The sequence below is a fragment of the Clostridium sp. NSJ-145 genome, from assembly GCF_021044725.1.
In the GTDB taxonomy this organism is placed as follows: Bacteria; Bacillota; Clostridia; order Clostridiales; family Clostridiaceae; genus Clostridium; species Clostridium disporicum_B.
Genome location: NZ_JAJNOS010000001.1, coordinates 161523 through 186497 on the forward strand (window position 1 = coordinate 161523; position 24975 = coordinate 186497).

Annotated in this window: 25 protein-coding genes; 4 read left to right on the forward strand and 21 right to left on the reverse strand. The window is 29.2% G+C overall.

Features of this window, described 5'->3' with window-relative positions:
* Positions 1–97: 97 nt before the first annotated feature.
* The 8 genes from LQE93_RS00855 to glyA form a co-directional block, all read right to left on the reverse strand.
* Positions 98–805: an urease accessory protein UreF gene (locus LQE93_RS00855; RefSeq protein ID WP_055268135.1), complete on the reverse strand. Its 708-nt coding sequence runs from the start codon at positions 803–805 to the stop codon at positions 98–100.
* Complete coding sequence (locus LQE93_RS00860) at positions 789–1259, reverse strand: urease accessory protein UreE (protein WP_186838838.1); 471 nt, start codon at positions 1257–1259, stop codon at positions 789–791. The genes LQE93_RS00855 and LQE93_RS00860 overlap by 17 nt, the downstream gene beginning before the upstream one ends.
* An 18-nt stretch (positions 1260–1277) precedes the next feature.
* On the reverse strand, positions 1278–2993 hold the full coding sequence (gene ureC, locus LQE93_RS00865; protein WP_055268139.1) for an urease subunit alpha: 1716 nt from the start codon (positions 2991–2993) through the stop codon (positions 1278–1280).
* Positions 2993–3328: an urease subunit beta gene (gene ureB / locus LQE93_RS00870; protein WP_055268141.1), complete on the reverse strand. Its 336-nt coding sequence runs from the start codon at positions 3326–3328 to the stop codon at positions 2993–2995. Before ureB ends, ureC begins: the two co-directional genes overlap by 1 nt.
* Before the next feature lie 11 nt (positions 3329–3339).
* On the reverse strand, positions 3340–3642 hold the full coding sequence (locus LQE93_RS00875; protein WP_055268143.1) for an urease subunit gamma: 303 nt from the start codon (positions 3640–3642) through the stop codon (positions 3340–3342).
* A gap of 97 nt (positions 3643–3739) precedes the next feature.
* Positions 3740–4480 (reverse strand): carbonic anhydrase, encoded by a 741-nt coding sequence (locus LQE93_RS00880; RefSeq protein WP_055268145.1) that lies wholly within the window; start codon positions 4478–4480, stop codon positions 3740–3742.
* 153 nt (positions 4481–4633) lie between these two features.
* Positions 4634–5386 (reverse strand): exodeoxyribonuclease III, encoded by a 753-nt coding sequence (locus LQE93_RS00885; protein WP_055268147.1) that lies wholly within the window; start codon positions 5384–5386, stop codon positions 4634–4636.
* 129 nt (positions 5387–5515) lie between these two features.
* On the reverse strand, positions 5516–6751 hold the full coding sequence (gene glyA, locus LQE93_RS00890) for a serine hydroxymethyltransferase (protein ID WP_055268170.1): 1236 nt from the start codon (positions 6749–6751) through the stop codon (positions 5516–5518).
* Between the two features lie 112 nt (positions 6752–6863).
* Between glyA and LQE93_RS00895 the strand changes: the two genes are divergently transcribed.
* On the forward strand, positions 6864–7628 hold the full coding sequence (locus LQE93_RS00895; RefSeq protein WP_055268149.1) for a threonine/serine exporter family protein: 765 nt from the start codon (positions 6864–6866) through the stop codon (positions 7626–7628).
* Complete coding sequence (locus LQE93_RS00900) at positions 7629–8060, forward strand: threonine/serine exporter family protein (protein ID WP_055268151.1); 432 nt, start codon at positions 7629–7631, stop codon at positions 8058–8060.
* A 200-nt stretch (positions 8061–8260) separates the two neighbouring features.
* On the opposite strand, the gene LQE93_RS00905 is transcribed toward LQE93_RS00900, so the two are convergent.
* From LQE93_RS00905 to secD, 12 genes are all read right to left on the reverse strand, one after another.
* Positions 8261–8530, reverse strand: coding sequence for a metal-sensitive transcriptional regulator (locus LQE93_RS00905; RefSeq protein WP_055268153.1), 270 nt, complete (start codon positions 8528–8530; stop codon positions 8261–8263).
* Positions 8531–8680: 150 nt separating this feature from the next.
* A complete protein-coding gene (locus tag LQE93_RS00910) occupies positions 8681–8824 on the reverse strand; it encodes a hypothetical protein (protein ID WP_156334270.1) in 144 nt (47 codons plus the stop codon).
* 151 nt (positions 8825–8975) lie between these two features.
* A complete protein-coding gene (gene aspS / locus LQE93_RS00915) occupies positions 8976–10760 on the reverse strand; it encodes an aspartate--tRNA ligase (RefSeq protein WP_231071646.1) in 1785 nt (594 codons plus the stop codon).
* Between the two features lie 16 nt (positions 10761–10776).
* Positions 10777–12024, reverse strand: a complete 1248-nt coding sequence (gene hisS / locus LQE93_RS00920; RefSeq protein WP_055268156.1) for a histidine--tRNA ligase — start codon at positions 12022–12024, stop codon at positions 10777–10779.
* 13 nt (positions 12025–12037) lie between these two features.
* Complete coding sequence (locus LQE93_RS00925) at positions 12038–13462, reverse strand: coproporphyrinogen III oxidase (RefSeq protein ID WP_231071648.1); 1425 nt, start codon at positions 13460–13462, stop codon at positions 12038–12040.
* 9 nt (positions 13463–13471) lie between these two features.
* Positions 13472–14071, reverse strand: a complete 600-nt coding sequence (locus LQE93_RS00930) for an MBL fold metallo-hydrolase (RefSeq protein ID WP_055268160.1) — start codon at positions 14069–14071, stop codon at positions 13472–13474.
* Between the two features lie 22 nt (positions 14072–14093).
* A complete protein-coding gene (dtd, locus tag LQE93_RS00935; RefSeq protein ID WP_055268162.1) occupies positions 14094–14543 on the reverse strand; it encodes a D-aminoacyl-tRNA deacylase in 450 nt (149 codons plus the stop codon).
* A gap of 10 nt (positions 14544–14553) precedes the next feature.
* A complete protein-coding gene (locus LQE93_RS00940; protein WP_055268164.1) occupies positions 14554–16740 on the reverse strand; it encodes a RelA/SpoT family protein in 2187 nt (728 codons plus the stop codon).
* Positions 16741–16850: 110 nt separating this feature from the next.
* Positions 16851–17369 (reverse strand): adenine phosphoribosyltransferase, encoded by a 519-nt coding sequence (locus LQE93_RS00945; protein WP_055268166.1) that lies wholly within the window; start codon positions 17367–17369, stop codon positions 16851–16853.
* A gap of 34 nt (positions 17370–17403) precedes the next feature.
* Positions 17404–18258 (reverse strand): DHH family phosphoesterase, encoded by an 855-nt coding sequence (locus tag LQE93_RS00950; protein WP_055268168.1) that lies wholly within the window; start codon positions 18256–18258, stop codon positions 17404–17406.
* A gap of 162 nt (positions 18259–18420) precedes the next feature.
* On the reverse strand, positions 18421–19296 hold the full coding sequence (secF, locus tag LQE93_RS00955; protein WP_231071650.1) for a protein translocase subunit SecF: 876 nt from the start codon (positions 19294–19296) through the stop codon (positions 18421–18423).
* 4 nt (positions 19297–19300) lie between these two features.
* A complete protein-coding gene (secD, locus tag LQE93_RS00960) occupies positions 19301–20554 on the reverse strand; it encodes a protein translocase subunit SecD (RefSeq protein WP_055264983.1) in 1254 nt (417 codons plus the stop codon).
* A gap of 423 nt (positions 20555–20977) precedes the next feature.
* Here secD and LQE93_RS00965 point away from each other — a divergent pair, with 423 nt between their 5' ends.
* Together LQE93_RS00965 and LQE93_RS00970 are read left to right on the forward strand one after the other, a co-directional pair.
* Positions 20978–21742 carry a DeoR/GlpR family DNA-binding transcription regulator gene (locus tag LQE93_RS00965; protein ID WP_055264981.1) on the forward strand — a complete coding sequence of 255 codons (765 nt, stop codon included), beginning with the start codon at positions 20978–20980 and terminating at the stop codon, positions 21740–21742.
* A gap of 90 nt (positions 21743–21832) precedes the next feature.
* Positions 21833–22633, forward strand: coding sequence for a Cof-type HAD-IIB family hydrolase (locus tag LQE93_RS00970; protein WP_055264979.1), 801 nt, complete (start codon positions 21833–21835; stop codon positions 22631–22633).
* Between the two features lie 39 nt (positions 22634–22672).
* Here LQE93_RS00970 and LQE93_RS00975 read toward each other — a convergent pair whose 3' ends face one another.
* Entirely contained in the window at positions 22673–24862 is a 2190-nt protein-coding gene (locus tag LQE93_RS00975) for a DNA topoisomerase III (RefSeq protein WP_231071652.1), read from the reverse strand.
* Between the last annotated feature and the right edge of the window lie 113 nt (positions 24863–24975).

A 24975-nucleotide genomic window follows, 5' to 3' on the forward strand; every position in this document is an offset into this window, starting at 1 on the left:
ATTTTCAACACCCTTCTATTTATAATCTTTATTTAATATGAATGAGAGAACCCCCTCATTCATATTAATATATGTATTAATTTTTATATTTTTATAGCTATGACATGAACAATCTAAATTCCATTGTTTCATGTTTAATTTGTGATAACTCTAATCCTGGACTATTAGCTCCAAAATCATCGTAATCTAAATTCATTATTTTTTCATAAAGATGTATAAATTCTTCACTATAATTTTTTAATAGAATTTGCCCATCTTTCTGTCCTAAGGGAATAGTTCTTACTGCATTACTTATTAATGTTGAAACGGTACTATACATATGATAAATTATTGCTTCTTTTAAATTAAAGTTTAGAGAATACATTAATATTCCAAAAACTAGAGCGGGATGGCCAAATATTTCTTTTTTCCTTAACTTATCATTATAATCTTTTAATAAATCAAAGTCATATAAATCCATAAATAACTTAATCATTCTACTTGCAACTAACTTTCCTCCATTGCGGCTTTCTTTAGCTACAGTTTGAACCGTTATTAGTCTATCAAGTTCGTATATAGATTCCATATCATTTTTTTCAAGAAAACTATATAATAACCTTATAGCTAAACCATCACTATAAATAAATTGTTCTTTTAAATAAACATCAAGCCAACTATTAAAAGTATTAGTATCATAAACTTTTTTTAATCTTAAATAAGTTTCCATTCCATAAGAATGATTAAATGATCCTATAGGAAAGTTAGAATCACATATTTGGATAACCCTTAAATGTTTTAATATATCATTATCAATTTGCATGTGCATGAGTATGAGTGTGTCCAAACTCAACATGTCTGAACGCTTTCTCTAATTTTAAATTTTCTCTTGAATAGTTAATTTTATCTCTTTTTAACTCTTCTTCTACTAATGAATCATATTGTATAATCATCTTTCCATCATTAAACTGTGCTTGTAAATGTCGATTACCCAAAGAATGAGCAATTATCCCCATTTCTGTAATATTATCAGGCTTAATAACTAATACATCTTCGCCTTTTACTTTTATTACTACAAGATTTTTGCCATCATTTAAAAGAATATCTCCATCTTTTAATTCTTCATTTTTATCTAAAGCAATGCCATACTCGTTATTATGATCAGATGTTACTCTTAAAATTCTTTTTAAAGTATCATCACTATTTATAAATATTTTCTCAATATGATAATTATTTATATTTTCTATATCCCTTATATTCCCTTTTATTTGGTTAAAGATCATATAGCTCTCTCCTTATAATTAGAATAAAAAGTATCTTTGAGCTAATGGTAATTCACTTGCAGGTTCGCATGTAATTAATTCACCATCAACTGTAACATCATAAGTTTGTGGATCTACTCTAATTTCAGGAGTAGCATCGTTTAACTTCATATCTTTCTTAGTTAAATTTCTAATTCCACCAACTGGTAATACAGTTTTTTGTAGTCCTAACTCTTCTTTTATTCCATGTTCATATGCATAGTTAGAAACAAAAGTTATACATGTTGGGAATTTTGCTTTTCCAAATGCAGCATAACAATCTCTGTATACTACAGGTTGACATGTTGGAATAGATGCATTAGCATCTCCTATAATTCCTCTAATTGCCATTCCACCTTTAATTATTAGATGTGGTTTAACTCCAAAGTAAGGTGGCTCCCAAAGAACTAAATCTGCAAACTTACCAACTTCTACAGAACCTATATATTTATCCATTCCTTGTGCTATTGCTGGATTTATAGTATATTTAGCAATATATCTTCTAACTCTGTTATTGTCGTTATACTCACTATCATTAGGGAATGTTCCTCTTTGTTTTTTCATTTTTGAAGCTGTTTGCCATGTTCTTGTCACAACTTCTCCAATTCTTCCCATAGCTAATGTATCAGAACTCATAATACTAAATATTCCCATATCTTGGAATATATCTTCTGCTGCTATTGTTTGGTGTCTAATTCTTGAATCAGCAAAAGCTATATCTTCTGGAACTTTAGGATCTAAGTGGTGACAAACCATCATCATATCTAAATGTTCTGCAACAGTATTTACTGTATATGGTTTAGTTGGATTAGTTGATGCAGGTAAAACATTAATTTGAGATGCAACTTCCATCAAGTCTGGTGCGTGACCTCCACCAGCTCCTTCAGTATGATAAGCATGAATTACTCTTCCTGCAATTGCTTGAATTGTATGTTCTACAAATCCACCTTCATTTAATGTATCACTATGTAATGCAACTTGAATATCATATTTTTCAGCTGTTTCCAAAGAGTAATTTATAGCTGATCTTGTAGCACCCCAGTCTTCATGAACTTTTAATCCAATTGCTCCAGCTTCAATTTGTTGTGCATTTACATCTATATTAGCTCCGCTTCCTTTTCCTAATATACCAACATTTACAGGCCATCCTTCAGCAGATTTTAACATTTGTTTTATGTTCCAAGGTCCTGGTGTTGAAGTAACAGCATTTGTACCATCTACAGGTCCTGTTCCTCCACCTACTAATGTTGTTATACCACCTTCTAATGCAACTTGTGCACATCCTGGGTGAATATAGTGAACGTGAGTATCTATTCCTCCAGCAGTTAATATTCTTCCTTCTCCAGCTAGTGCTTCTGTTCCTACTCCTACTACGAAATCAACATTATCCATAGTATCAGGGTTACCACCCTTACCTATAGCAAGAATTTTTCCATCTTTGATTCCTACGTCAGCTTTATATATACCAGTATAATCAACTATTGTTGCACCAGTAATTATCATATCTGCAACTTCTGGATGCTTATTAGTTTGGGTCGCATTTTGCCCCATACCATCTCTTAATGTTTTTCCACCACCAAACTTACACTCATTTCCATATCCAGTGTAGTCTTTTTCTATTTTTATAAAAAGATCAGTATCGCCAAGTCTTATACTATCTCCTTCAGTTGGTCCAAATAACTCTGCATATCTATGTCTATCTATTTCGAAACTCATTACTTTTCACCACTCCCTTTTGACATTCCATCTAAGAATCCATCGCACATGTTTCTTATACCATAAACTCTTCTATATCCACCAATGTCTATTAAATTAACTTCTTTTTTATCTCCAGGCTCAAATCTAACAGCAGTTCCTGAAGGAATATCTAATCTTTTTCCCCAAGCTGCTTTTCTATCAAATGCTAATGAATCATTTACTTCATAGAAATGATAATGAGACCCTATTTGTACTGGTCTATCTCCAGTATTTACAACTTCTAAAGTTATAGCATCTTTGCCTTCATTATATAAAATATTTCCTTCTTTTATCTTTAATTCTCCAGGTATCATACTCTACCTCCTTATTGTATTGGATCATGAACTGTAACTAGTTTTGTTCCATCTGGGAATGTACATTCTACTTGTACTGTATGAATCATTTCTGGAACACCTTCCATTACATCATTCCTTGATAATATTGTTGTACCATATTGCATTAATTGCTCTACAGTTTTACCTTCTCTCGCGCCTTCTAACATTTCATCAGTTATTATTGCCATAGCTTCTGGATAATTAAGTTTTAGGCCTTTACTTTTTCTTTTTCTTGCTACATCTGCCGCAACAGCAACCATTAACTTTTCTTGTTCTCTAATAGTTAAATGCAAAACAAATTCCTCCTTGCTATTTTGTTATGTATAAATTTACAATAAATTCATTACATATAGGTTATTTTTCCAAAGATAACTCTTTTTATTCATTTTTTCATTTGTTAAAAGTTACTTTCCCATTTAAATCATAATAAGCTCCAACTACCTTTACCTTGCCTTCACTTATAAGATTTTTTATTATCTCATCCTCAGATATCTCTTTTACTACTGAATCTATATTAGCTCTTATAGCATCATCAATTGTTCCATTTGAATTTACATTTGGTTCAATCTTTTCAACTATATCTTCAATATGTCCTGTAGCTTTTTCACCTTTTACTACGCTGTTGTAAGTTGCAGTTACTGCTCCACAACTTTGATGCCCTATAACAACAATAAGAGGACTATGTAAATGTTCTGCACCATACTCAATAGATCCTAATGCATCATCATCAACAATATTTCCAGCTATTCTTATATCAAATATCTCTCCTAAACCAGCATTAAATATAGTTGTAGGTGTTACTCTTGAATCTGAACAAGAAACTATAACAGCATAAGGATTTTGCCCATCCTTAAGCTCATTTCTTCGTGCAGAATCTATATTTCTTAGCTCACTTTTATCACTTAGAAATCTAGCATTCCCATCTTCTAATAATTTCATTGCCTCTTCAGCTGTAGTTACCTTTGTATCAACATTTACATTTTCTCCTATACTAGAATCATTCGTTTTATTTTCACTTTGACTAGTTGAAGTATTATTTGAAGTATTACTTCCATCATTTACCCCTTTCGATGTGCACCCTGCAAATATAATTGATGTTGCTAATAGCATTGCTATGAAAGCTTTATTCATATCAATAACCTCCTTTAACTTTTATATTATAAAAATTCTTATAAATAACACTTTCAAATTAAGTTTGCCCAAATACATATAAATTATTGAATAATAATAAAAAATATAGACATAAGTATTATTTTTACTTATATCTATATTTCTGATTTAAACTTATTTAATTACTAGTTCTACTGGACAATGATCCGAACCAAATATTTCTGTATGTATTTTAGCACTAACTAACTTATCTTTTAAAGCTTCTGATACTACAAAATAATCAATTCTCCATCCAGCATTATTTTTTCTTGCATTAAATCTATATGACCACCAAGAATAGCTTCCAGTTAAATCTGGATAAAAATATCTAAATGTATCTATAAATCCTGAATTTAGTAAAGTAGAAAACTTCTCTCTTTCTTCATCAGTAAATCCAGCATTTTTCCTATTTGTAGAAGGATTTTTCAAATCTATCTCTTTATGTGCTACATTTAGATCTCCACATAAAATTACAGGCTTATTTCTTTCTAAGCTTTTTAAATAGTTTCTAAAATCATCCTCCCACTTCATCCTATAATCTAATCTAGCTAATTCATTTTGTGAATTTGGAGTATATACAGTAATTACATAATAATCATCAAATTCTAATGTTATTACTCTACCTTCTTTATCATGCTCTTCAATATTAATTCCATATGAAACAGTTAAAGGTTTAACTTTTGTAAATATTGCTGTTCCTGAATATCCTTTTCTTTCTGCGTAGTTCCAATATTGATAATATCCTTCTAACTCTAAGTTTATTTGTCCTTCTTGTAATTTACTTTCTTGAATACAAAAAATATCTGCATCTACTTCTTTAAAAAACTCTAGAAATCCTTTCTGCACACAAGCTCTTATTCCATTTACATTCCAAGATATTAATCTCATATTTTCCTCCATTGCTTATCATTTATATTTTAATATTTTATTTATACTATAATCCATATAGATATAAACTTTAAAGCTTTATTTCAAAATAATACTTTTCCATAATTAATCATTAACTTTAATTAATCTTTAACTATATAATGGGTGCTTCTCGCATAAAGCTGTTACTCTATTTTTCAACTCTCCTAAATCTAAATCTCTATTAGATATTGCATCATTAATTATTGAAGCTACTTCAATAATATCCTCTTCTTTAAATCCTCTTGTTGTAACAGCAGCAGTTCCTATTCTAATACCTGAAGTAATAAACGGACTTCTTGTTTCATTCGGAACAGTATTTTTATTTACAGTAATTCCAATACTATCTAATAGTTTCTCTGCCTCTTTTCCTGTAATATTCTTATTAGATAAATCTACTAATAACAGGTGGTTATCTGTTCCATTTGATACTATCTTAAATCCAAAATTAATTAATTCTCTTGAAAGGATTTTACAATTTTTAACTACATCATTTATATAAGTAACAAATTCTTCTTCTAAAGCTTCTTTAAAACACACAGCTTTTGCTGCTATAACATGCATAAGTGGTCCACCTTGCATCCCTGGAAAAATATTCTTATCTAATTCTTTAGCATACTTTTCTTTACATAAAATTAATCCACCTCTAGGTCCTCTTAATGTTTTATGTGTTGTGGATGTAACAAAATCTGCATATGGAATAGGTGAAGGATGTACCCCTGCTGCAACTAATCCAGCTATATGAGCCATATCAACCATAAGAATAGCTCCTACCTCATCACATATATCTCTAAATTTTTTAAAATCAATTATTCTAGAATAAGCACTAGCTCCTGCTACAATAAGCTTAGGTTTTGTTTCTACAGCTATTCTTCTAACTTCTTCATAATCTATCTCTTCTGTAATTTTATCTACACCATAGAAAGCAAATTTAAATAACTTTCCTGAAAAATTTACTGGTGACCCATGAGTTAAATGTCCCCCGTTACTTAAATCCATTCCTAATACAGTATCTCCTGGATTTAATACTGAAAAATATACAGCCATATTAGCTTGTGATCCTGAATGTGGTTGTACATTAGCATGTTCAGCATTAAATAACTTTTTGGCTCTCTCTCGTGCTATTTCTTCTACTGTATCAACTATATGACATCCTCCATAATATCTTTTATTTGGATATCCTTCCGCATATTTATTTGTTAGATAAGAACCCATTGCTTCCATTACAGCTTTAGATGTAAAATTTTCTGAAGCTATTAACTCTATTCCATTTTTTTGTCTATCTAATTCACCTTGAACTAAATCAAAAATTTCTTTATCACTATCTTTTAAATTATTAAAATTCATTCTCATCACCTTTTTCTTTTTTTCTAAATTATAATTTTTTTCTAAATACATATCAACTGTTTTTTTCTCTTATCTAATGTTATAATACATAAGTAAAATTAATTTAGGAGAGATAATTATGAATGAAATACTTCAAGTTGCTACTTTTGCAGGACAAATGATTCTTGAAAATGGTGGAGAAACTTATAGAGTTGAAGAAACAATTTGTAGAATTTGTAAAGCTTTTGGTGCTGAAGAAGCAGAAAGTTTTGCTACTCCAACAGGAATTATGGCTTCTATTTGCCATAAAGGTCAAACCTATTCTCTAATTAAGAGAGTGTCAAAAAGAACTGTTGATTTATATAAAATCGATTTAGTAAATGACTTATCTAGAAATATTCTTACAAAGAATCTTTCAGTTAAAGATTTTAAGTCTGAGCTTCAAAAAATAAATATTAGTGAAAGATATTCAAATAATATAACATTACTTTTCTCAGCTTTAGGTGCTGCAGGTTTTGCTATATTATTTGGTGGTAATATGAAAGACTTTCTAGCAGCTTTTATAATAGGATTTATTATAAAATTCATAACAATAAAAGGAAGTGATATGCAAATAAATCAATTTTTTATAAATAGTCTATCTGCTGCTGTAGCTTCATTCTTAGCGATAATACTTGTAAAAATAAATTTAGCAGCAAACCTTGATCAGACTATAATAGGATCTATTATGCTATTAGTTCCTGGTCTTGCAATAACTAATGCTATTAGAGATACTATTGCTGGCGATTTATTATCAGGACTTACACGTGCAGCTGAGGCTTTTTTAGTTGCTATCTCAATTGCAGTAGGTTCAGGAGCTGTATTAAGCTTTTGGTTATCTAATATTGGAGGTATATAGATGTTAATTTTTCAAACTTTTTCAGCGTTTTTAGCTACATTAGGATTTGGAATAATTTTTAATATTAAAGGAAAAAAACTTTTTTTTGCATCTCTTGGTGGGGCTATTGGTTGGTTTTTCTATTCATTATCACTAAAATTTAATTTTTCTGAGCTATCATCATTATTTATATCTGCTATATTTTTTAGCTCTTATTGTGAAATATTTGCAAGAATATTAAAAACACCAGTTACTACTTTAGTAATTTGTTCACTTATTCCATTAGTACCTGGTGGTGGTATGTATTATACTATGCTAGAAGCCGTAAATGGTAATGTATCAAGTTCATTAGATCTAGGTTTAAATACTCTAGCATCTGCTGGAACACTTGCTCTAGGAATAATTTTCGTATCTACTATAACAAAATTAGTAACTACACATAAAAGACATTAAAAAAGGAAATGAACTAAATCATTTCCTTTTTTAAGTTAAGGAGAAATATAAAATCTCATTTGCAAAATGTCTTAACTCATATTTGAATTGTACAAGTTAATAAATTATTTGTCAATAATTTATTATTTTTTTTATCAATTTACTAATAAACTATATCAATATATTTATTTTTTAATAATCTACATTATTTGTAATTCTAATTACTTTATAAAAGTATTTATATTTTTTATAAGCTTCTTTATACTCTCATATTCTTTAGATTCTTCATCTAATTGCAAACAATTATTTGCATAACTCTCAATAAGTAGTCCTCCAACCTTATTAATAGCAGATCTTACAGCTGACACTTGAATTAATATATCATCACAACATACATTTTTTTCAACCATACCTTGTATGCCTTTAACTTGTCCTTCTATTCTCTTTAGTCTATTTATAATATCTTTATTAAGTTTATCATTACTATCCATTATTTTCTCTCCTAATACCTACATATGCTATATTGTAACACTTAAATTAGAATTTGTGAAATTTTGTTATAAAATCATATTTCAATATATAAATTATTATAAGAAAATCTTTTTTAATTATAAAATCCCAGCTTTACAGCTGGGATTTTTCTATTTTTTCTTTGTTAACTTTTTATATAATTTTGCATTTGAAATTAAGTCCATAAAATCATCAGCCATTTCAACTAAAAGATTTCCTTTTAATTTACCTTTATGAAGTTTTCTCTTAACATTTTTCATAGGACCTTTTTTCATCTTAAGTTCCTCCTATCTTTACTATAGTAAGTACAATATATATTTTATACAAAATATAATTTTTTATCCTTGTACTTTTGTAAAACAGATTATAAAAGTAAACTTCATTAATACAAAAGAGCTAAAGTTATCTCCTTTAGCTCTTTTACAATTATTCAGCTTTATCTACTTTAGCAATTCCTAATTCATCTAATTGTTTTTGATCAACTACGTTTGGTGCTTCACTTAAGTAACAGTATGCATTTTGGTTTTTAGGGAATGCAACAACATCTTTAATATTGTCTGTTCCAGATAAGAACATTACCATTCTATCAAGTCCAAATGCTAATCCTCCATGTGGTGGTGGTCCAAACTTAAATGCATCTATTAAGAATCCAAATCTTTCTTGAGCTGATTCTTCTGTAAATCCTAAAGCTTTGAACATTCTTGTTTGTAAGTTTGAATCATGTATTCTTATTGATCCTCCACCTAGCTCTTCACCATTAAGAACTAAGTCATATGCCTTAGATCTAACTGCTCCTGGGTTTGATTCTAACATATCTAAATCTTCATCCATTGGTGCTGTAAATGGATGGTGAGCTGCAAAATATCTTCCCTCTTCTTCATCATATTCAAATAATGGGAATTCTGTAATCCAACAGAAGTTAAATTCTGATTTATCTTTAATTAAATCAAATTGTTTAGCTAATTCTAATCTAAGTGCACCTAAACTTTGGAATACAACAGAATTTTTATCAGAAACCATAAGTATTGCATCTCCATTTTCAGCTCCCATAGTTTTAACTATGTTCTCTGTAACTTCATCAGTTAAGAATTTAGCTATAGAAGATTTATTCCCATCTTCTTTAAGTTGAATCCAAGCAAGCCCTTTAGCTTTATATGTCTTAACAAAATCAACTAATTTATCTAATTGCTTTCTTCCTAAATCAGCTCCACCTTTTAAGCATAAAGCTCTAACAGATCCACCATTTTCTATAGCAGATTTAAATACTACAAAATCCATATCTTTAACAGCTTCTGTTATATCAGTTATTTCCATTCCAAATCTTAAATCTGGTTTGTCTGAACCGTACTTTTCCATAGCTTCTTTAAATGGCATTCTTCTAATTGGAAGTTTTATTTCATGACCTAATACCTCTTTAAATACATGGGCTACAAGACCTTCATTCATAGCCATTACATCATCTTGCTCAGCAAAACTCATTTCTAAATCTATTTGAGTAAACTCTGGTTGTCTATTTGCTCTTAAATCTTCATCTCTAAAACATTTAGCTATTTGGAAGTATCTATCAAATCCAGATACCATTAATAATTGTTTAAATATTTGAGGTGATTGAGGAAGTGCGTAGAACATTCCTGGATAGTTTCTTGATGGAACTAAATAATCTCTAGCTCCTTCTGGTGTACTCTTAGTTAGTATTGGAGTTTCAACTTCTAAGAAACCATTATCACTTAAGTAATTTCTTACTGCCATAGCCGCTTTACTTCTAATCATAAAAATTCTTTGCATGTCAGGTCTTCTAAGATCTAAATATCTATACTTTAGTCTTATATTCTCTGCTGCATCTAAATCTTCCTTTATATATATTGGAGGAGTTTCAGATTCTGAAAGAACTTTTATACTTTCACACATTAACTCAACCATACCAGTTGCCATATTTTCATTAGGAGATTGTCTCTTAACTATTTCTCCTGTAACTGCTATACAGTACTCTGGTCTTACAGCTTTTGCTTTTTCAAAGCTTTCAGCATTTATTTCTTCACCAAAAACTATTTGCATTATTCCAGTTCTATCTCTAAGATCTATAAATTGTAGACCTCCTAATTTTCTATTTCTTTGAACCCATCCCATAAGAGTAACTTTTTGTCCTATATTAGTTTCTCTAGGTTCTCCACACATAAGGCTTCTTTTTAAGCCATTTAAAGCTTCACCCATCGTCATTTCCTCCTAATTATCTTATTACATTAACTATTTCTTCTATATGATCTAAACTTACTTCAAATTGTTCTCCATCACTCATTCTCTTAAGTTTGATTACTTTATTTTGAAGTTCGTCATCACCTAAAATTGTTGTAAATGCAGCACCTATTTTATTAGCATACTTCATTTCTGCTTTTATGCTTCTTCCCATATGATTTACTTCTGTTTTTATACCTACTTCTCTTAATTTATTTGCTAAAGTAAATGCAGCAAGCTTTGCTTCCTCTCCTCTAGCTCCAATGTAAAGATCAAAAAGAATTTCGTTTGGAATCTCAATACCTTCCTTTTCTAAAATCATTATTAATCTCTCTACACCCATACCAAACCCAACAGCAGGCATCTCAGGTCCACCAAGTTGTTCTATTAGCTTATCGTATCTACCACCACCACAAACTGTGAAATCATCATTTAAAATTTCAAAAATAGTTTTAGTATAATAGTCTAATCCTCTAACTATACCTGGATCAACTTTATATGGAATACTTAATGCATCTAAATACTCTTTTACCTTTGTAAAGTGAGTATCACACTCATCACACATAAAATCTAATATTATTGGTGCATTCTTAGTTATTTCATTACATTTATGATTTTTACAATCTAAAATTCTCATTGGATTCTTTTCAAATCTAGATTTACATAAATCACATAAATTATCATAATTCTCTTTTAAATATTGCTTTAATGCTTCATTATATTTAGGTCTACAACTTGGGCATCCTAAATTATTTATATTTAGGCTTAAAGAGCTTAATCCTAACTTTTTTAAAACATTCATTGCAAAAGCAATTACTTCAGCATCCATTGAAGGTTCTTTAGATCCAAATATTTCAGTACCGAATTGATGGAACTGACGGAATCTTCCCTTTTGTACATTTTCATATCTGAAACATGGTGTAACATAATATAATTTTGTTGGTTGAACCTCATTAAATAATCTGCTTTCAATAAAAGCTCTAACAGCAGGTGCCGTTCCTTCTGGCTTTAATGTTATGCTTCTATCCCCTTTATCATTAAAAGTATACATTTCTTTTTGAACAATATCTGTTGTATCTCCTACACCTCTTTTAAATAGTTCAGTATGTTCAAACATTGGAGTCCTTAACTCTCTCATTCCATAATATTTTGCTATCTCCTTGAACGTATTTTCAACATATTGCCACTTATACGCATCTTGAGGTAACATATCTTTTGTACCTTTAGGTGCTTGTATATCCATCCTACTTTTCCTCCTAATTACGATAAAGGGTATCTAATAAATTAATTTTACCATTTACCATTTCTTCTATTCTATTTGAATATTCTTTGATATCTTTTATATTTCCAAATCGCTCTATTCTATCTTCTTCTAAAAATACTACTTTAGTTACAGCATCTGCACCTAAAGCTATTATAGTTTGCTTATCTTCAATCATCTGAATATTATATATACATTCATTACCTTCTTTAGAATATCCTAGATTCTCCATATTTCCAACCATATTTTTTTGTCTATACATATAATACGGTTTTAGTCCTAACTTTTTAGCAAGTTCCATACTTTCATTATACATAGAAGCCAACTCTTCTTGCTTCTTTACTTGTATACCTTTCTTTAAAATAAAGTTTTCATAAAGTATAGATGCTCTTTTTAAAGAAAGTCCATGTACTGTTAAACTATCTGGTTTAAGATTATAAATCTCATTACATGTAGTCTTAACATAATCTAATCCTTCACCAGGTAATCCAATTATAATATCCATATTTATATCATTAAAGCCCATCTGTCTTGCAAGATTAAACTTTTCTTTTACATCATTTACATTATGTCCTCTTCCTATTGCCTTTAATGTATCATCATTCATAGTCTGAGGATTTATGCTTATTCTTGTAACATTATAATTTTTCATTGTTTGAAGTTTTTCAACTGTTATACTATCTGGTCTGCCGCATTCAACTGTAAATTCCAAAATGTTTTTATTTTTTACAAAAGCATTATACACTTCTTTCATAATATTTTCAAATTCTTCATTATTTACTGCTGTTGGTGTGCCTCCACCAAAATATACTGTTTCAATTTTTAAGTTTCTTTCTTCAACGTATTCGCTAATTTTTCTTATTTCATAAGTTAAAGCTTCTAAATATGGATTAACCAATTTTTTACTTCCTAAAATTGAATTCGCAGTGAATGAACAATAAAAACATCTAGTGGGACAAAATGCCATCCCTATGTAAATAGATATCTTTTTTTCATCATCATTTACAAATTTCTCTTCAGTTTTTGCTACTTCTATACATAGTTTTGCCTTTTCTTCTGAAGCTAAATGCTTTTCTTTAAAGATTTTTATAATTTCCTCTTCACTCTTACCTTCTTCTAAATATTTTAAAGCAATTTTAGAAGGTCTAATTCCAACTAATATACCCCAAGGATATTCTTCATTAGTTAATTCTTTTAATGACATAAAGACTAATCTCTTTATATCTTCCTTAATTTTTTCTCCGATTTTTACAGATTTATTAAAATCTTTATAAGAAAATTTAACTTCATCTTCAAGCACTTCTACAACATATTCCCCATCATCTTCAAATTTAATTTCATCTAACGAAAAATATATATTAAACATTTGATATACGTCATATCTATATTTAAGGTCATTTAATTTAATTTTAATTTCCATTTTCTCTCCCTACTGTAAGAAAGGATTTCTCATTCTTTCGTAAATAATTGTTGAACTTGGTCCATGCCCTGGATATACTTTAGTATTCTTATCTAATACCATAAGTTTTTCTTCTATACTACTTATAAGTGTATCATAATTTCCACTTATAAAATCTGTTCTTCCAATTGAACCTTGGAATAAAGTATCTCCAGTAAATACATTATCTTCAACTAAGAAGCACATTCCACCTTTACTATGCCCTGGAGTGTGTAGACATTTAACATTAATATTGTTGAAATCTAATATATCCCCATCACTTATTGCATTATAATCACTAGGTAATTTTGCATATACAGTATTATCCTTTTTGCAATTGTCTACTTCCCCTTCATTCACATATAAAGGCACTTTATACTTTTCTTTTAGCTCTTCAACTGCTCCAATATGATCAAAATGAGCATGTGTTAAAAGTATTGCCTTAACGTTACATCCTAATCTATCTATCTCCCTAATAATGCTTTTTCCATTAGCACCTGGATCTATTACTAATGTATCTTTACTTAATTCATCTATAACGAAATAACAATTAGCTCCATATTCGCCCATAGGATAAGTATTAATTATCATAGTAGTCACCTCTTTTTTTATATTAAAACACTTTTTTACTATCTAACAAAATTGTAACCGGTCCATCATTTTGAATTTCAACATCCATGTGAGCTCCAAAAATCCCCGTTTCAACTTTTATTCCAGTTTCTTTTAGCATTTCTATAAATTTATTATATAGCACTTCTGCCTCACTACCACCTAAAGCATTCATAAAATTAGGTCTTCTACCTTTTCTACAATCTCCATATAAAGTAAATTGTGATATAGCTAAAATTTCGCCATCAATATCTTTTACAGATAAATTCATCTTATCATTATCATCATGAAAAATTCTTAAGTTAATCACTTTATCTACTATATATTTCAAATCATCTAAAGTATCATCCACATTTATTCCAATAAGTACATTTAATCCATACTGAATACTACCAACAATTTTTTCGTCGACTTTTACACTAGATTTTTTTACTCTTTGAACTACCGCTCTCATTTTTTCCCCTTTAACTTCTTAATCTATAAACATCAATAATGCCTTTTAACTTACGTATCTTCTTCATTAAATCCTTAAGCTGCTCAATAGAATCTATTTTCACTTTAATACTTATAAATGCTAAATTCCCCTTAGTAGACTTTGCATTTAGTCCATTAAGTGATATTTTAGCTTCATTAATTATAGTCATAATATCTGTTAATATTCCCATCCTATCTTCAGCTTTAACTTCAATCTCTGTTATATAACCTACCCCTTGAGAATTTCCCCAAGAAACTTCTATAGTTTTTTCTCCATCATTTTCAATAAGAGATTTTAAATTATTACAATCTCTTCTATGAACAGATACTCCTCTACCCTTGGTGATATATCCCAATATATCATCTCCAGGTACTGGATTACAACACTTTGCAAATCTAACCATTAAGTTATCTAATCCCTTAACAGTTATACCATAAGTATTTTCTTTTTTACTTCTTTGATTCTTTGCTATATGCTCATCAATAGTCTTTTGTATCTCTGCTTCTTTATTCTTATCGTCTTTTACTAAATTCTCTTCTTTTAATCTAGCAATATATGATGAAGCTGTTATAGCTCCTAGTCCTATTAGTGCATATAAATCTTCCAAATTATTTATATTATATCTCTTTGCAAACTTATCGTAACTCTCGCCTTTAGCTATTTCATTATACACAACGCCTTGCTTTTTAAGTTCTTTTTCGAATATCTCTTTACCTTTTGTTATATTCTCTTCTTTCTTAGCCTTCTTAAACCAAGCTCTTATCTTACTTTTAGCTTGATTGCTTTTAGCTATACTTAGCCAATCCATGTTAGGTCCTTTAGCATTATTAGAAGTTAGGATTTCAACTATTTCACCTGTTTTAAGCTTATAATCTAATGGTACAATTTTACCATTTACTTTAGCTCCCACACACTTATTACCTATATCAGTATGAATTCTATAGGCAAAATCTATTGGTGTTGCTCCATTAGGTAAATCTATTACAACTCCCTTAGGCGTAAATAAAAATATCTCGTCCGTAAATAAATTTATTTTAAATCCTTCTATAAACTCTTCTGCATCCGACGTTTCCTTTTGCCACTCTAACATGTCTCTAAGCCAAGCAAGCTTATTTTCAAAATTCTTTTCTTTCCCTTCTCCTGATGCATCGCCTTCTTTATACTTCCAGTGTGCAGCTATACCATATTCAGCTGTTCTATGCATTTCAAAAGTTCTAATTTGAATTTCAAAAGTTTTACCTTGAGGCCCTATAACTGTCGTATGTAAAGATTGATACATATTCGGCTTAGGCATAGCTATATAATCTTTAAATCTGCCTGGAATTGGTTTATAAATGGTATGTACAATTCCTAAAACCTCATAACAATCCTTTACTGTATTAACTAGTACTCTTATCGCAGTTAAGTCAAATATTTGTTCTATATTTTTATTTTTAGTAATCATTTTCTTATAAATACTATAAAAATGTTTAGGTCTACCATCAATATCTGCATCAATTCCAGAGTTCTCAAATTTAACGTGCAAATCATCTATAATAGTAGAAATATATGTTTCTCTTTCTACTCTCTTTTCAGCTATTTGTTTAACAAGGTCATAATACTCATCTTCATGTAAATATCTTAAACAAAGATCTTCTAATTCCCATTTGATTTTTGATATACCAAGTCTATGGGCTAGAGGTGCATAAATATCTAAAGTTTCCCTTGCTTTCTGCTTCTGTTTCTCCTTTGTCATATACTTAAGAGTTCTCATGTTATGTAATCTGTCAGCTAATTTTATAATAATTACTCTGATATCATTAGCCATTGCAAGCAACATCTTTCTAAAATTATCAGCCTGTTGCTCTTCCTTTGACTTATACTCCATCTTAGTTATTTTTGTAACTCCGCTAACTAAATTCGCAATTTCTTCATTAAATATTTTCTTTATATCTTCATATGTATAATCTGTATCTTCAATAACATCATGAAGTAACCCTGCTACTATGGTACTTGTGTCCATTCCCAACTCTGCTAATATAGTTGCAACATCTATTGGGTGTATAATATATGGTTCTCCAGACTCTCTCTTTTGTCCTTTATGAGCTTCATCAGCAAGCTTAAAAGCTTTGATTACTAAATCTATATCAACATTTGTACAATTTTCTTTAATCTTATTTATTAATACTTCAATCATTAGCTATTTACTCCTTTAGATTACCTCAAAATCCTAAAGTCAAAGGCTGGTTAATTAACCAGCCCTTATCATTCTAATTATATATTAAAATTTAGGGTTTTACAATAGAATTAAATATCATATTGAACTAATGACATTACTTCATACCCTTTAAGTTTATCTCTTCCATGTAACTCTGTTAACTCTATTGCAAAGTCTAATGAAACAACTTCTCCACCTACTTGTTCTACAAGTTTAGCTACTGCTTCTATAGTACCTCCTGTAGCAAGTAAATCATCAACTATTGCAACTCTTTGCCCTTTTTTTATTGCATCTTTGTGTATTTCTAATACATCTACACCATATTCTAATGCATAATCCACTGAAACTGTTTCAGCTGGTAATTTACCTTTTTTTCTTACTGGAACAAAACCAACACCTAAAGCATATGCAACAGGCACTCCGAAAATAAATCCTCTAGCTTCAGGCCCTAATATAACATCAACATTTTTATCTTTTAAATGTTCAACAATTAAGTCAATCGACTCCTTAAACGCTTCTCCATCTCCAATTAAAGTCGTGATATCTTTAAAACTAATGCCTTCTTTAGGGAATCCTTCAACTATTCTAATTTTATCTTTTAAATTCATATTAACTCCTCCATGAATTTTATTATTACCTTAATTATACATTTTCTTTAGACTTATTCAAATACTTTGTAATCTGTTCAGCTCTTTCTTTTCTATTTGTAATGAGCAATTCAATTATTATTCTTGCATTGTCCATCATCGTTACTACATTTATAGTCGGCGTTATAATCTTTATAATTTGCTTTATGTCATCATCATTCATCTCAGTAATATTATACGCATCTTTTATAGCTCTTAGTCCATAATTATTCGTATTAGTTAAGAACTTTTTACCTTCTTTTAATATGACACCATTTTCGCCCTTAAGAGGAACATTGGCTGACTGTTCTCCAATAAGTATTAAATCTAGATACTTATTTATACTCTTTATGTTATAATATATTGCTATTGCCTGCATTAGTTTAAATACTAATCCACTTATAGACAAATTCTTATATCTATATTGACACCCTTTTTGATTAGGGTTTATGTATATGTACTCGCATTTTGTTTTTAGGTCTTTGTTTTCTAAGACCATTAAATCTATGTTTAACTTTTTACAAAGCTCTTCTTCTTCTTTCGACTTTAACCCAATACCTAAAGTGATAAGTACTTCAGCACCTAAAAAATGAACATTATTAATAATGTCCTTTGATGTTATACTAGAATCACCTGACGAATCATCGTGAACTACATATTCAATATCTGCATTTAAATATTTCAAAACCAGTATTAGGGATGAAATAGCACATAATCCATCTACATTAGGTATCCCATAAACCACTATTTTTTCTCTATTATTAATTGCAGATACCATTCGCTCAATAGCTCTATTCATATCCTTAAGTATAAAGGGATTATATCCAGTTATGTAATTTGGACTATATATACTTTCCCAAAACTTACGCATTTTAAACTCCTCCATAAAAATAAGAAAACATCTATATTATAATTTAAATTTATACATATTACAAATGTTTTCTAATAAAAAAGTCTAATTATTCTAAAGTTTTCTCTCTTTCTCCATACAAAAAGGAATTAACTTAAGTTAATTCCTTCTTATTTTCCCTAATTATGCAACTTTTCCTCTTTTATTTTTATGTTTATTTCCATCTCTTAGTTTAACCCATATTGGTGATGCTATAAAAATTGAAGAGTATGCTCCAGCTGTTATACCGATTAAAAGAGGGAATGAAAACTCTCTTACTGTTGGTACGAATAAATTTACAGCTCCTATAGCGAATAATGTAGTTATAGTAGTCTTAATTGATCTTCCTAATGTTTGAGATATACTCTTATCTGCAATTTCAGCTGATGTAGCTCTTCTCATTGTTTTAGTATTTTCTCTGATTCTATCAAATATTACTATTGTATCATTCATAGAATATCCTACCACAGTTAATATCGCTGCAATAAACGGAGTATTAACAGGTATATTAAATATAGCATACACAGATATAGTAATTAACACGTCATGTAATAATGCAATTACTGCTGCAATACCATAATCCATTTTAAATCTTATAGCTAAATAAATAAGCATTACTATACAAGCAACAAATAATGCTATTATCGAATTTCTTGTTAACTCTCTTCCAACACTAGCTCCTACTTGAGTTTGTGATAATAGTGCTGTATCTTCTAATGAATAAGTTTCTTTTAACTTATCAAAAAGTTCTGTTGTTTTTGTTTCATCTAAATCTCTATCTTTTATTTCATATTGAGTATCTTCTACAGTTTTAGTTACAGCATCTGGTACAATTGCCTTAACTACTTCATCTACTTCTGGTTTATTATATTCTTTTCCAAAGTCAATAACTAACTTTGTACCACCTTTAAAATCTATACCGAAATTTAACCCTTTAGTTAACATAAATCCTAAACCAACTACTATTACTATAAGGGATATTGAAAACCAAATTTTAGATTTTTCTACTATCTTTGTCATCTTTTTACCCCCTCTTAACCTTAAAATGCCATGGTTTGCTTAACATCCCCATATTTATGGCCCATTCTGTTAACTTCCTAGTTACAAAAATTGCTGTAAACATACTTAACACTATACCTATCATCAATGTAACAGCGAATCCTTTTACAGGCCCTGTTCCCATGAAGTAAAGAACTAATGCTGCAATAACAGTTGTAACGTTAGAGTCAATAATAGATGTTAATGCATTGTGGAATCCTGATTTTACAGCACTCTTAGCTGAAATACCTTTAGCCATTTCTTCTTTTATTCTTTCAAATATTAATACATTGGCATCAACTGCTAAACCTATAGTTAATAAGAATCCAGCAATACCAGGTAATGTAAGTGTTACATTCGCCTCTACAAATACTATTAACACTAAAGTTGTATATAGTGTTAATGCTATTGAAGCTATTACTCCTAACATTCTATAGTTTAATATCATAAATATAAATATTAATAAAATACCAACTGCTCCTGCTTTCATAGCATTAGGCATAGCTTCTGCTCCTAATTGAGCTCCTACATTTTCAATTGAAGCAACTTTTAAAGTTACTGGAAGCGCTCCTGAATTTATAAGTCCTGCTAAATTTTTAGCTTCATCTATAGTCTTACTACCAGATATCACAGCTTCTCCACCTGATATTACTGATTCAACTACTGGACTAGATATTAAATCTTCATCCATATAAATTGAAATTGTTTTATTTAAATTCTTTTCTGTAGCTTCAGCAAACTTTTGTTTACCTTCTTCATTTAATTTTAATGATACAACTGGCTTACCTGTAGTACTATCTGTCATAACGCTTGCTTCTTCTACATCCTTACCATTAAGAACTTCATTGCCTTCTGAATCTTTAAAGGTTAGGTTACCTGTTTTTTGTAGTGATTCAACTATTTCTTTAGAGTCTACTTGTCCTGGAATATCTACTCTTATTCTTCTATCACCTTCAACAGTAACTGTTGTTTCTGCAACTCCAAGTTTATTAACTCTTAAATCTAACAGTTGTTTTGTCTTTTCTAGGTTATTATCTAAATCTTCTTTAGATAAGTTTTCATCTGTTATCTCCATTAATACAGAAACTCCACCTTGAAGATCCAAACCTTTAGTAATTGCTTTATCGAAAGATTTAAATTCCCATCCTCCAATTTCAACACCTTTAAAACCAGCAAAACTTAATGATATTATAATAATAACGGCTAATATAAATAGTGTCGCACTTCTACCTTTTTTCATTTTCTTCCCCCTCTTTACGTTTTCATATCACATTAATTATATTATGTATATGACTTAATATCAAGTTTGTTGTAATCTTTAATACCAAGTATACCAATTAAATCCTTGAATAACATCATATTTTCTAATTTTATAGATAAAATTCACTTTTTATCTTATTTATTGCTATTTTTATACTATAACCACTACCGAATAGTGCCATTTTTTAAATAAATACTAGTACTTATAATTGCTCTATAAACTGCCAACATATTATAAACTTCTTTTATACACTTTATACTTCCTGTATCTAGAACTAATTTTACTATACATACTAAATATTATTTATTATCACTTTATATTTCTTATTATCATTTTAAATTGTTTAAACTTGTTTTTAATCGTTATTTCATTTAAAATACTATTTAGATAGGAGGAGTTAAATTGTTTGCAGAAGAGAGATTAGATCAAATATTAAATATATTGAATTCAGAAGGAAAGATTAAAGTAAAAAATCTTAGCCAGCATTTTAATGTTACTGAAGATTGTATAAGAAAAGATTTGAAACACCTTGAAAATCTAGGCCATTTAAAAAGAACTTATGGTGGTGCTATAAAAGTTCGTCAATCAACAACTCAATACGACACAATCGAGCGTAGCAAAACAGATGTTTCTATTAAAAGCAAAATAGCCGAGAAAGCTTTTAATTTAATTAAAGATAGGGAAACTATTTTTTTAGATTTATCCACTATAAATATGCTTATTGCAAAATTGTTATCTCAAAGTAATAAAAGAGTTACTGTAGTAACAAATATGTTAGATATTATAAATATATTATCTTCAACTGAAAACAATGTTACAGTAATAGCTACAGGTGGTCTTTTAAACAAAAGCCTAAATGGATTTGCTGGTGCTACGGCTATAAGTTTCATAGAAAAATATAAATTTGATATTTCTTTTATAGGTAGTTGTGGTATCGATGTTTTTGATAAAAGTATTACTACTTTTGAAATAGAAGACGGATTAACTAAAACCGCTATTATAAAGTCTAGCAAAAAAGCTTTTTTAGTTATGCAACAAACTAAATTTAATACTGATGGCAACTTTAAGTTCTCAAATATTGAGTCTATAAACGGTATTATAACTGATTCATTGCCTTCTATAGATATTGTAGATATATTACATGAAAATAATATTATAATTTTGTAAAATAACATTCTTTTCAAAAAATGAAATTGGCATCTACTTTTCAATGCTATAATATTTTATGGTATATTATTAAACTTTTGGAGGAATACTATGAAACTTTTAGCTTGTGATTTAGATGGAACTTTAGTTGAAACCGAGAAAAATTTTATAAGGAAAGATAATATAGAAGCTATAAAAAAACTTAGAAAAGAAGGCCATAAATTTATTGTTTCTACAGGAAGAGATATAAAAGGTATTAAATCAATTTTTAAAGACAACAAAGAAATAGAATTTGATTACTTAGTACTTTGTAATGGCGCTCTTATATTAGATAATAATTTTAATCAAATATATAAAAATACTTTGCCTCATAATGTTGTAAAATCTGTTTATGATGATATTTATAAAAATAATAGCCATAAAGATGCTGCAATGTATGTAACTTATGAAAATACCAGTTCTATATTTTACACCGGTTGCAATAAGGAATTTAAAGATTTCCTAGGAACTTTTGAAAATATCAACAACGAAGATGAAGTATTTTCAAAAGAAAGAGAATATAATTTAATAAGTATATTTTCTAAATCAAGCAACAATGATAATGCCGAAAAATTAAAAGAACAGTTATTAGATACTTTCGGCGAGTCTTATGGAATATTTAGAAATCAAGCATTTGTTGATATGGTTGGGAAAGATTGCAGTAAAGGTTCTGGCTTAAAGAAGATAATCGAAATAGAAAATTGGGATGCAAATAATTTGTATACCATAGGTGATTCCTATAACGATATATCTATGTTTAATATAACAGATAATAGTTTCACTTTTAATCATGTAGAAGATGGTGTAAAAGCACATGCTAATCATACTGTAGATTTTGTTCACGAATGCATTGACATAATTTTAAATTCTTAATTATAAATGGACCGGAATATCCGGTCCATTTTCTATATTCTAGCTTTTAAACCCCTTTAAAAGATCTGCAAATGGATTATTTATATCCTCTTCAGCTTCTTTTTTCATTTTTTTCATTATATTATTAACTTCTCTTTTATTAACTTTATCAGATTTCGAACCAAATCTTTTATTAAATACTGAAGCTTTTTCTCTAAAACTGCAATTTGTATTTGGACAAACGTAAATTTGACCTTCTCCTTGTCCTCTTAACTCTAATTTTTTCTTACACTCAGGACATCTAGCATTTGTAGTTCTACTTACATTCTCTCTATAACCACACGCTCTATCTTGACAAACATTCATAGTTCCATTTTTTCCTTTAACCTCTAAAAGATATTTTCCACAATTAGGACATTTCTTACCTGTTTTATTATCATGAACGAATTTACTATTATCACTTTTTACATCTTCTACCAAAGCTGTAGCATAATTTTTCATTTCTCTTATAAACTCATGTGCATCAGATTTACCCTTGCTTATCTCATCTAGCTTCTTCTCCCACTTTGCAGTTAAAATTGGCGATTTCAATTCATTTGGCACTAATTCTATTAATTGTTTTCCCTTAGATGTTGGATAAATTTCCTTTCCTCTCTTTTCTATTACAAAAGAATTAAATAGCTTTTCAATAATATCAGCTCGAGTTGCTACGGTACCAAGTCCCCCTGTCTCATTAAGAGTTTTCGCCTCTTCACCACTTACATTTACAAATCTTTGTGGATTTTCCATAGCAGACAATAATGTAGCTTCTGTAAATCTTGACGGTGGTTTTGTTTGTCCTTTTTTAATATTAGCTTTGGTAATAGTTATTTTATCTTTTATATTAATTTTAGGTAAAACTTGTTCTTTTATATCCTCCCCATGTTCTTCATCAATTAATTCCTTATCATATACCCTTTTCCATCCTTTAGCTTTTATAATTTTACCTTTAGCTATTAGTCTTTCTCCGTTTACTTTTGCTTCAATTGTTGTTTGAGTATATTCAAATGGCGGTAACATTACACTTAAAAATCTTTTAACTACTAAATCATATACCTTTCTTTCTTCTGAACTTAAATTTGAAAGATTAGGTTTTTCCTCAGTTGGTATTATAGCATGGTGATCACTTACTTTAGAATTGTCTACAAATCCTTTATGTGCATTTATTTTGCTCTTCATTAACTCTTGTGCTACTATTCTATACTCACCGATAGCAACAGAATTTAACCTATCCTTTAAAGTAGGAACTATATCTGTAGAAATATATCTTGAGTCTGTTCTCGGATAAGTTAAAATCTTATGATTTTCATATAACCTCTGCATTATTGAAAGTGTTTGTTTAGCTGAGAAGCCCCATAATTTATTACAATCTCTTTGAAGTTCTGTTAAATCATATAATGCCGGTGAAAATTGTTTTTTATCCTTCTCTATTATATTAGTTATCTCACCAATGCGATTATTTATATTTAAAAATACCTTATTAGCATATTCCTCATCAAAAATTCTTCCATTATTATCATTATTAACCCAATTCAAAGTTATCCCATCAGAATTACCTTCAATTGTAAAATAATCCTTTGGTTTAAAATTCTTAATTTCTTCTTCTCTATTAACTATCATTGCAAGTGTTGGTGATTGAACTCTTCCTGCTGAAAGCTGTGCATTATACTTACAAGTTAAAGCTCTAGTTACATTTAATCCTACAAGCCAATCAGCTTCAGCTCTGCAAACTGCAGCCTTATAAAGATTCTCATATTCTTTACCTGGCTTCAAGTTATTAAACCCTTCTAATATAGCCTTAGTAGTTTGTGATGAGATCCACAATCTCTTAATTGGCTTTCTTACTCCAGCTTTCTCTATTATCCATCTTGCAACTAATTCTCCTTCTCTTCCAGCATCAGTTGCAATAACTATTTCTGAAACATCTTCTCTATTCATTAATTTTTTTACTTCATTATATTGCTTTCCAGTCTTTTTAAGCACAGTAAGCTTCATATGCTTAGGCAACATAGGCAATGTTTCCATAGCCCATTTCTTATATTTCTCATCGTATCCTTCTGGATCCATAAGGCCAACTAAATGTCCCATAGCCCAAGTTACTATATATTTATTTCCTTCTATATATGAACCTTTATTTTGATTCAATTTTAATACTTTTGCTATATCTCTTCCTACAGATGGTTTTTCTGCTAAAACTAGTATTTTGCTCATATTATCTCCTTTTCTCTTAGGAATTTTATTATATTATATCATACTTTGCAGTAAATCATATTTATATTATATATAAAGAAAATTTACTTGGAGGTTATAAAATAAAAATTTCT

What these genes read in the sequence shown, in the direction of transcription:
- hisS (WP_055268156.1), bottom strand. Translation starts at nt 12,024, where the DNA reads ATGGATATACAAGCACCTAAAGGTACAAAAGATATGTTACCTCAAGAT.
- secD (WP_055264983.1), bottom strand. Translation starts at nt 20,554, where the DNA reads ATGAAAAAAGGTAGAAGTGCGACACTATTTATATTAGCCGTTATTATT.
- ureB (WP_055268141.1), bottom strand. Translation starts at nt 3,328, where the DNA reads ATGATACCTGGAGAATTAAAGATAAAAGAAGGAAATATTTTATATAAT.
- LQE93_RS00945 (WP_055268166.1), bottom strand. Translation starts at nt 17,369, where the DNA reads ATGAATTTAAAAGATAAAATTAGAATAGTTGAAGGATTCCCTAAAGAA.
- dtd (WP_055268162.1), bottom strand. Translation starts at nt 14,543, where the DNA reads ATGAGAGCGGTAGTTCAAAGAGTAAAAAAATCTAGTGTAAAAGTCGAC.
- LQE93_RS00910 (WP_156334270.1), bottom strand. Translation starts at nt 8,824, where the DNA reads ATGAAAAAAGGTCCTATGAAAAATGTTAAGAGAAAACTTCATAAAGGT.
- LQE93_RS00900 (WP_055268151.1), top strand. Translation starts at nt 7,629, where the DNA reads ATGTTAATTTTTCAAACTTTTTCAGCGTTTTTAGCTACATTAGGATTT.
- aspS (WP_231071646.1), bottom strand. Translation starts at nt 10,760, where the DNA reads ATGGGTGAAGCTTTAAATGGCTTAAAAAGAAGCCTTATGTGTGGAGAA.
- LQE93_RS00880 (WP_055268145.1), bottom strand. Translation starts at nt 4,480, where the DNA reads ATGAATAAAGCTTTCATAGCAATGCTATTAGCAACATCAATTATATTT.
- LQE93_RS00925 (WP_231071648.1), bottom strand. Translation starts at nt 13,462, where the DNA reads ATGGAAATTAAAATTAAATTAAATGACCTTAAATATAGATATGACGTA.
- LQE93_RS00860 (WP_186838838.1), bottom strand. Translation starts at nt 1,259, where the DNA reads ATGATCTTTAACCAAATAAAAGGGAATATAAGGGATATAGAAAATATA.
- LQE93_RS00930 (WP_055268160.1), bottom strand. Translation starts at nt 14,071, where the DNA reads ATGATAATTAATACTTATCCTATGGGCGAATATGGAGCTAATTGTTAT.
- ureC (WP_055268139.1), bottom strand. Translation starts at nt 2,993, where the DNA reads ATGAGTTTCGAAATAGATAGACATAGATATGCAGAGTTATTTGGACCA.
- LQE93_RS00970 (WP_055264979.1), top strand. Translation starts at nt 21,833, where the DNA reads ATGAAACTTTTAGCTTGTGATTTAGATGGAACTTTAGTTGAAACCGAG.
- LQE93_RS00855 (WP_055268135.1), bottom strand. Translation starts at nt 805, where the DNA reads ATGCACATGCAAATTGATAATGATATATTAAAACATTTAAGGGTTATC.
- LQE93_RS00885 (WP_055268147.1), bottom strand. Translation starts at nt 5,386, where the DNA reads ATGAGATTAATATCTTGGAATGTAAATGGAATAAGAGCTTGTGTGCAG.
- LQE93_RS00940 (WP_055268164.1), bottom strand. Translation starts at nt 16,740, where the DNA reads ATGATTGAAGTATTAATAAATAAGATTAAAGAAAATTGTACAAATGTT.
- glyA (WP_055268170.1), bottom strand. Translation starts at nt 6,751, where the DNA reads ATGAATTTTAATAATTTAAAAGATAGTGATAAAGAAATTTTTGATTTA.
- LQE93_RS00950 (WP_055268168.1), bottom strand. Translation starts at nt 18,258, where the DNA reads ATGCGTAAGTTTTGGGAAAGTATATATAGTCCAAATTACATAACTGGA.
- LQE93_RS00975 (WP_231071652.1), bottom strand. Translation starts at nt 24,862, where the DNA reads ATGAGCAAAATACTAGTTTTAGCAGAAAAACCATCTGTAGGAAGAGAT.
- LQE93_RS00905 (WP_055268153.1), bottom strand. Translation starts at nt 8,530, where the DNA reads ATGGATAGTAATGATAAACTTAATAAAGATATTATAAATAGACTAAAG.
- secF (WP_231071650.1), bottom strand. Translation starts at nt 19,296, where the DNA reads ATGACAAAGATAGTAGAAAAATCTAAAATTTGGTTTTCAATATCCCTT.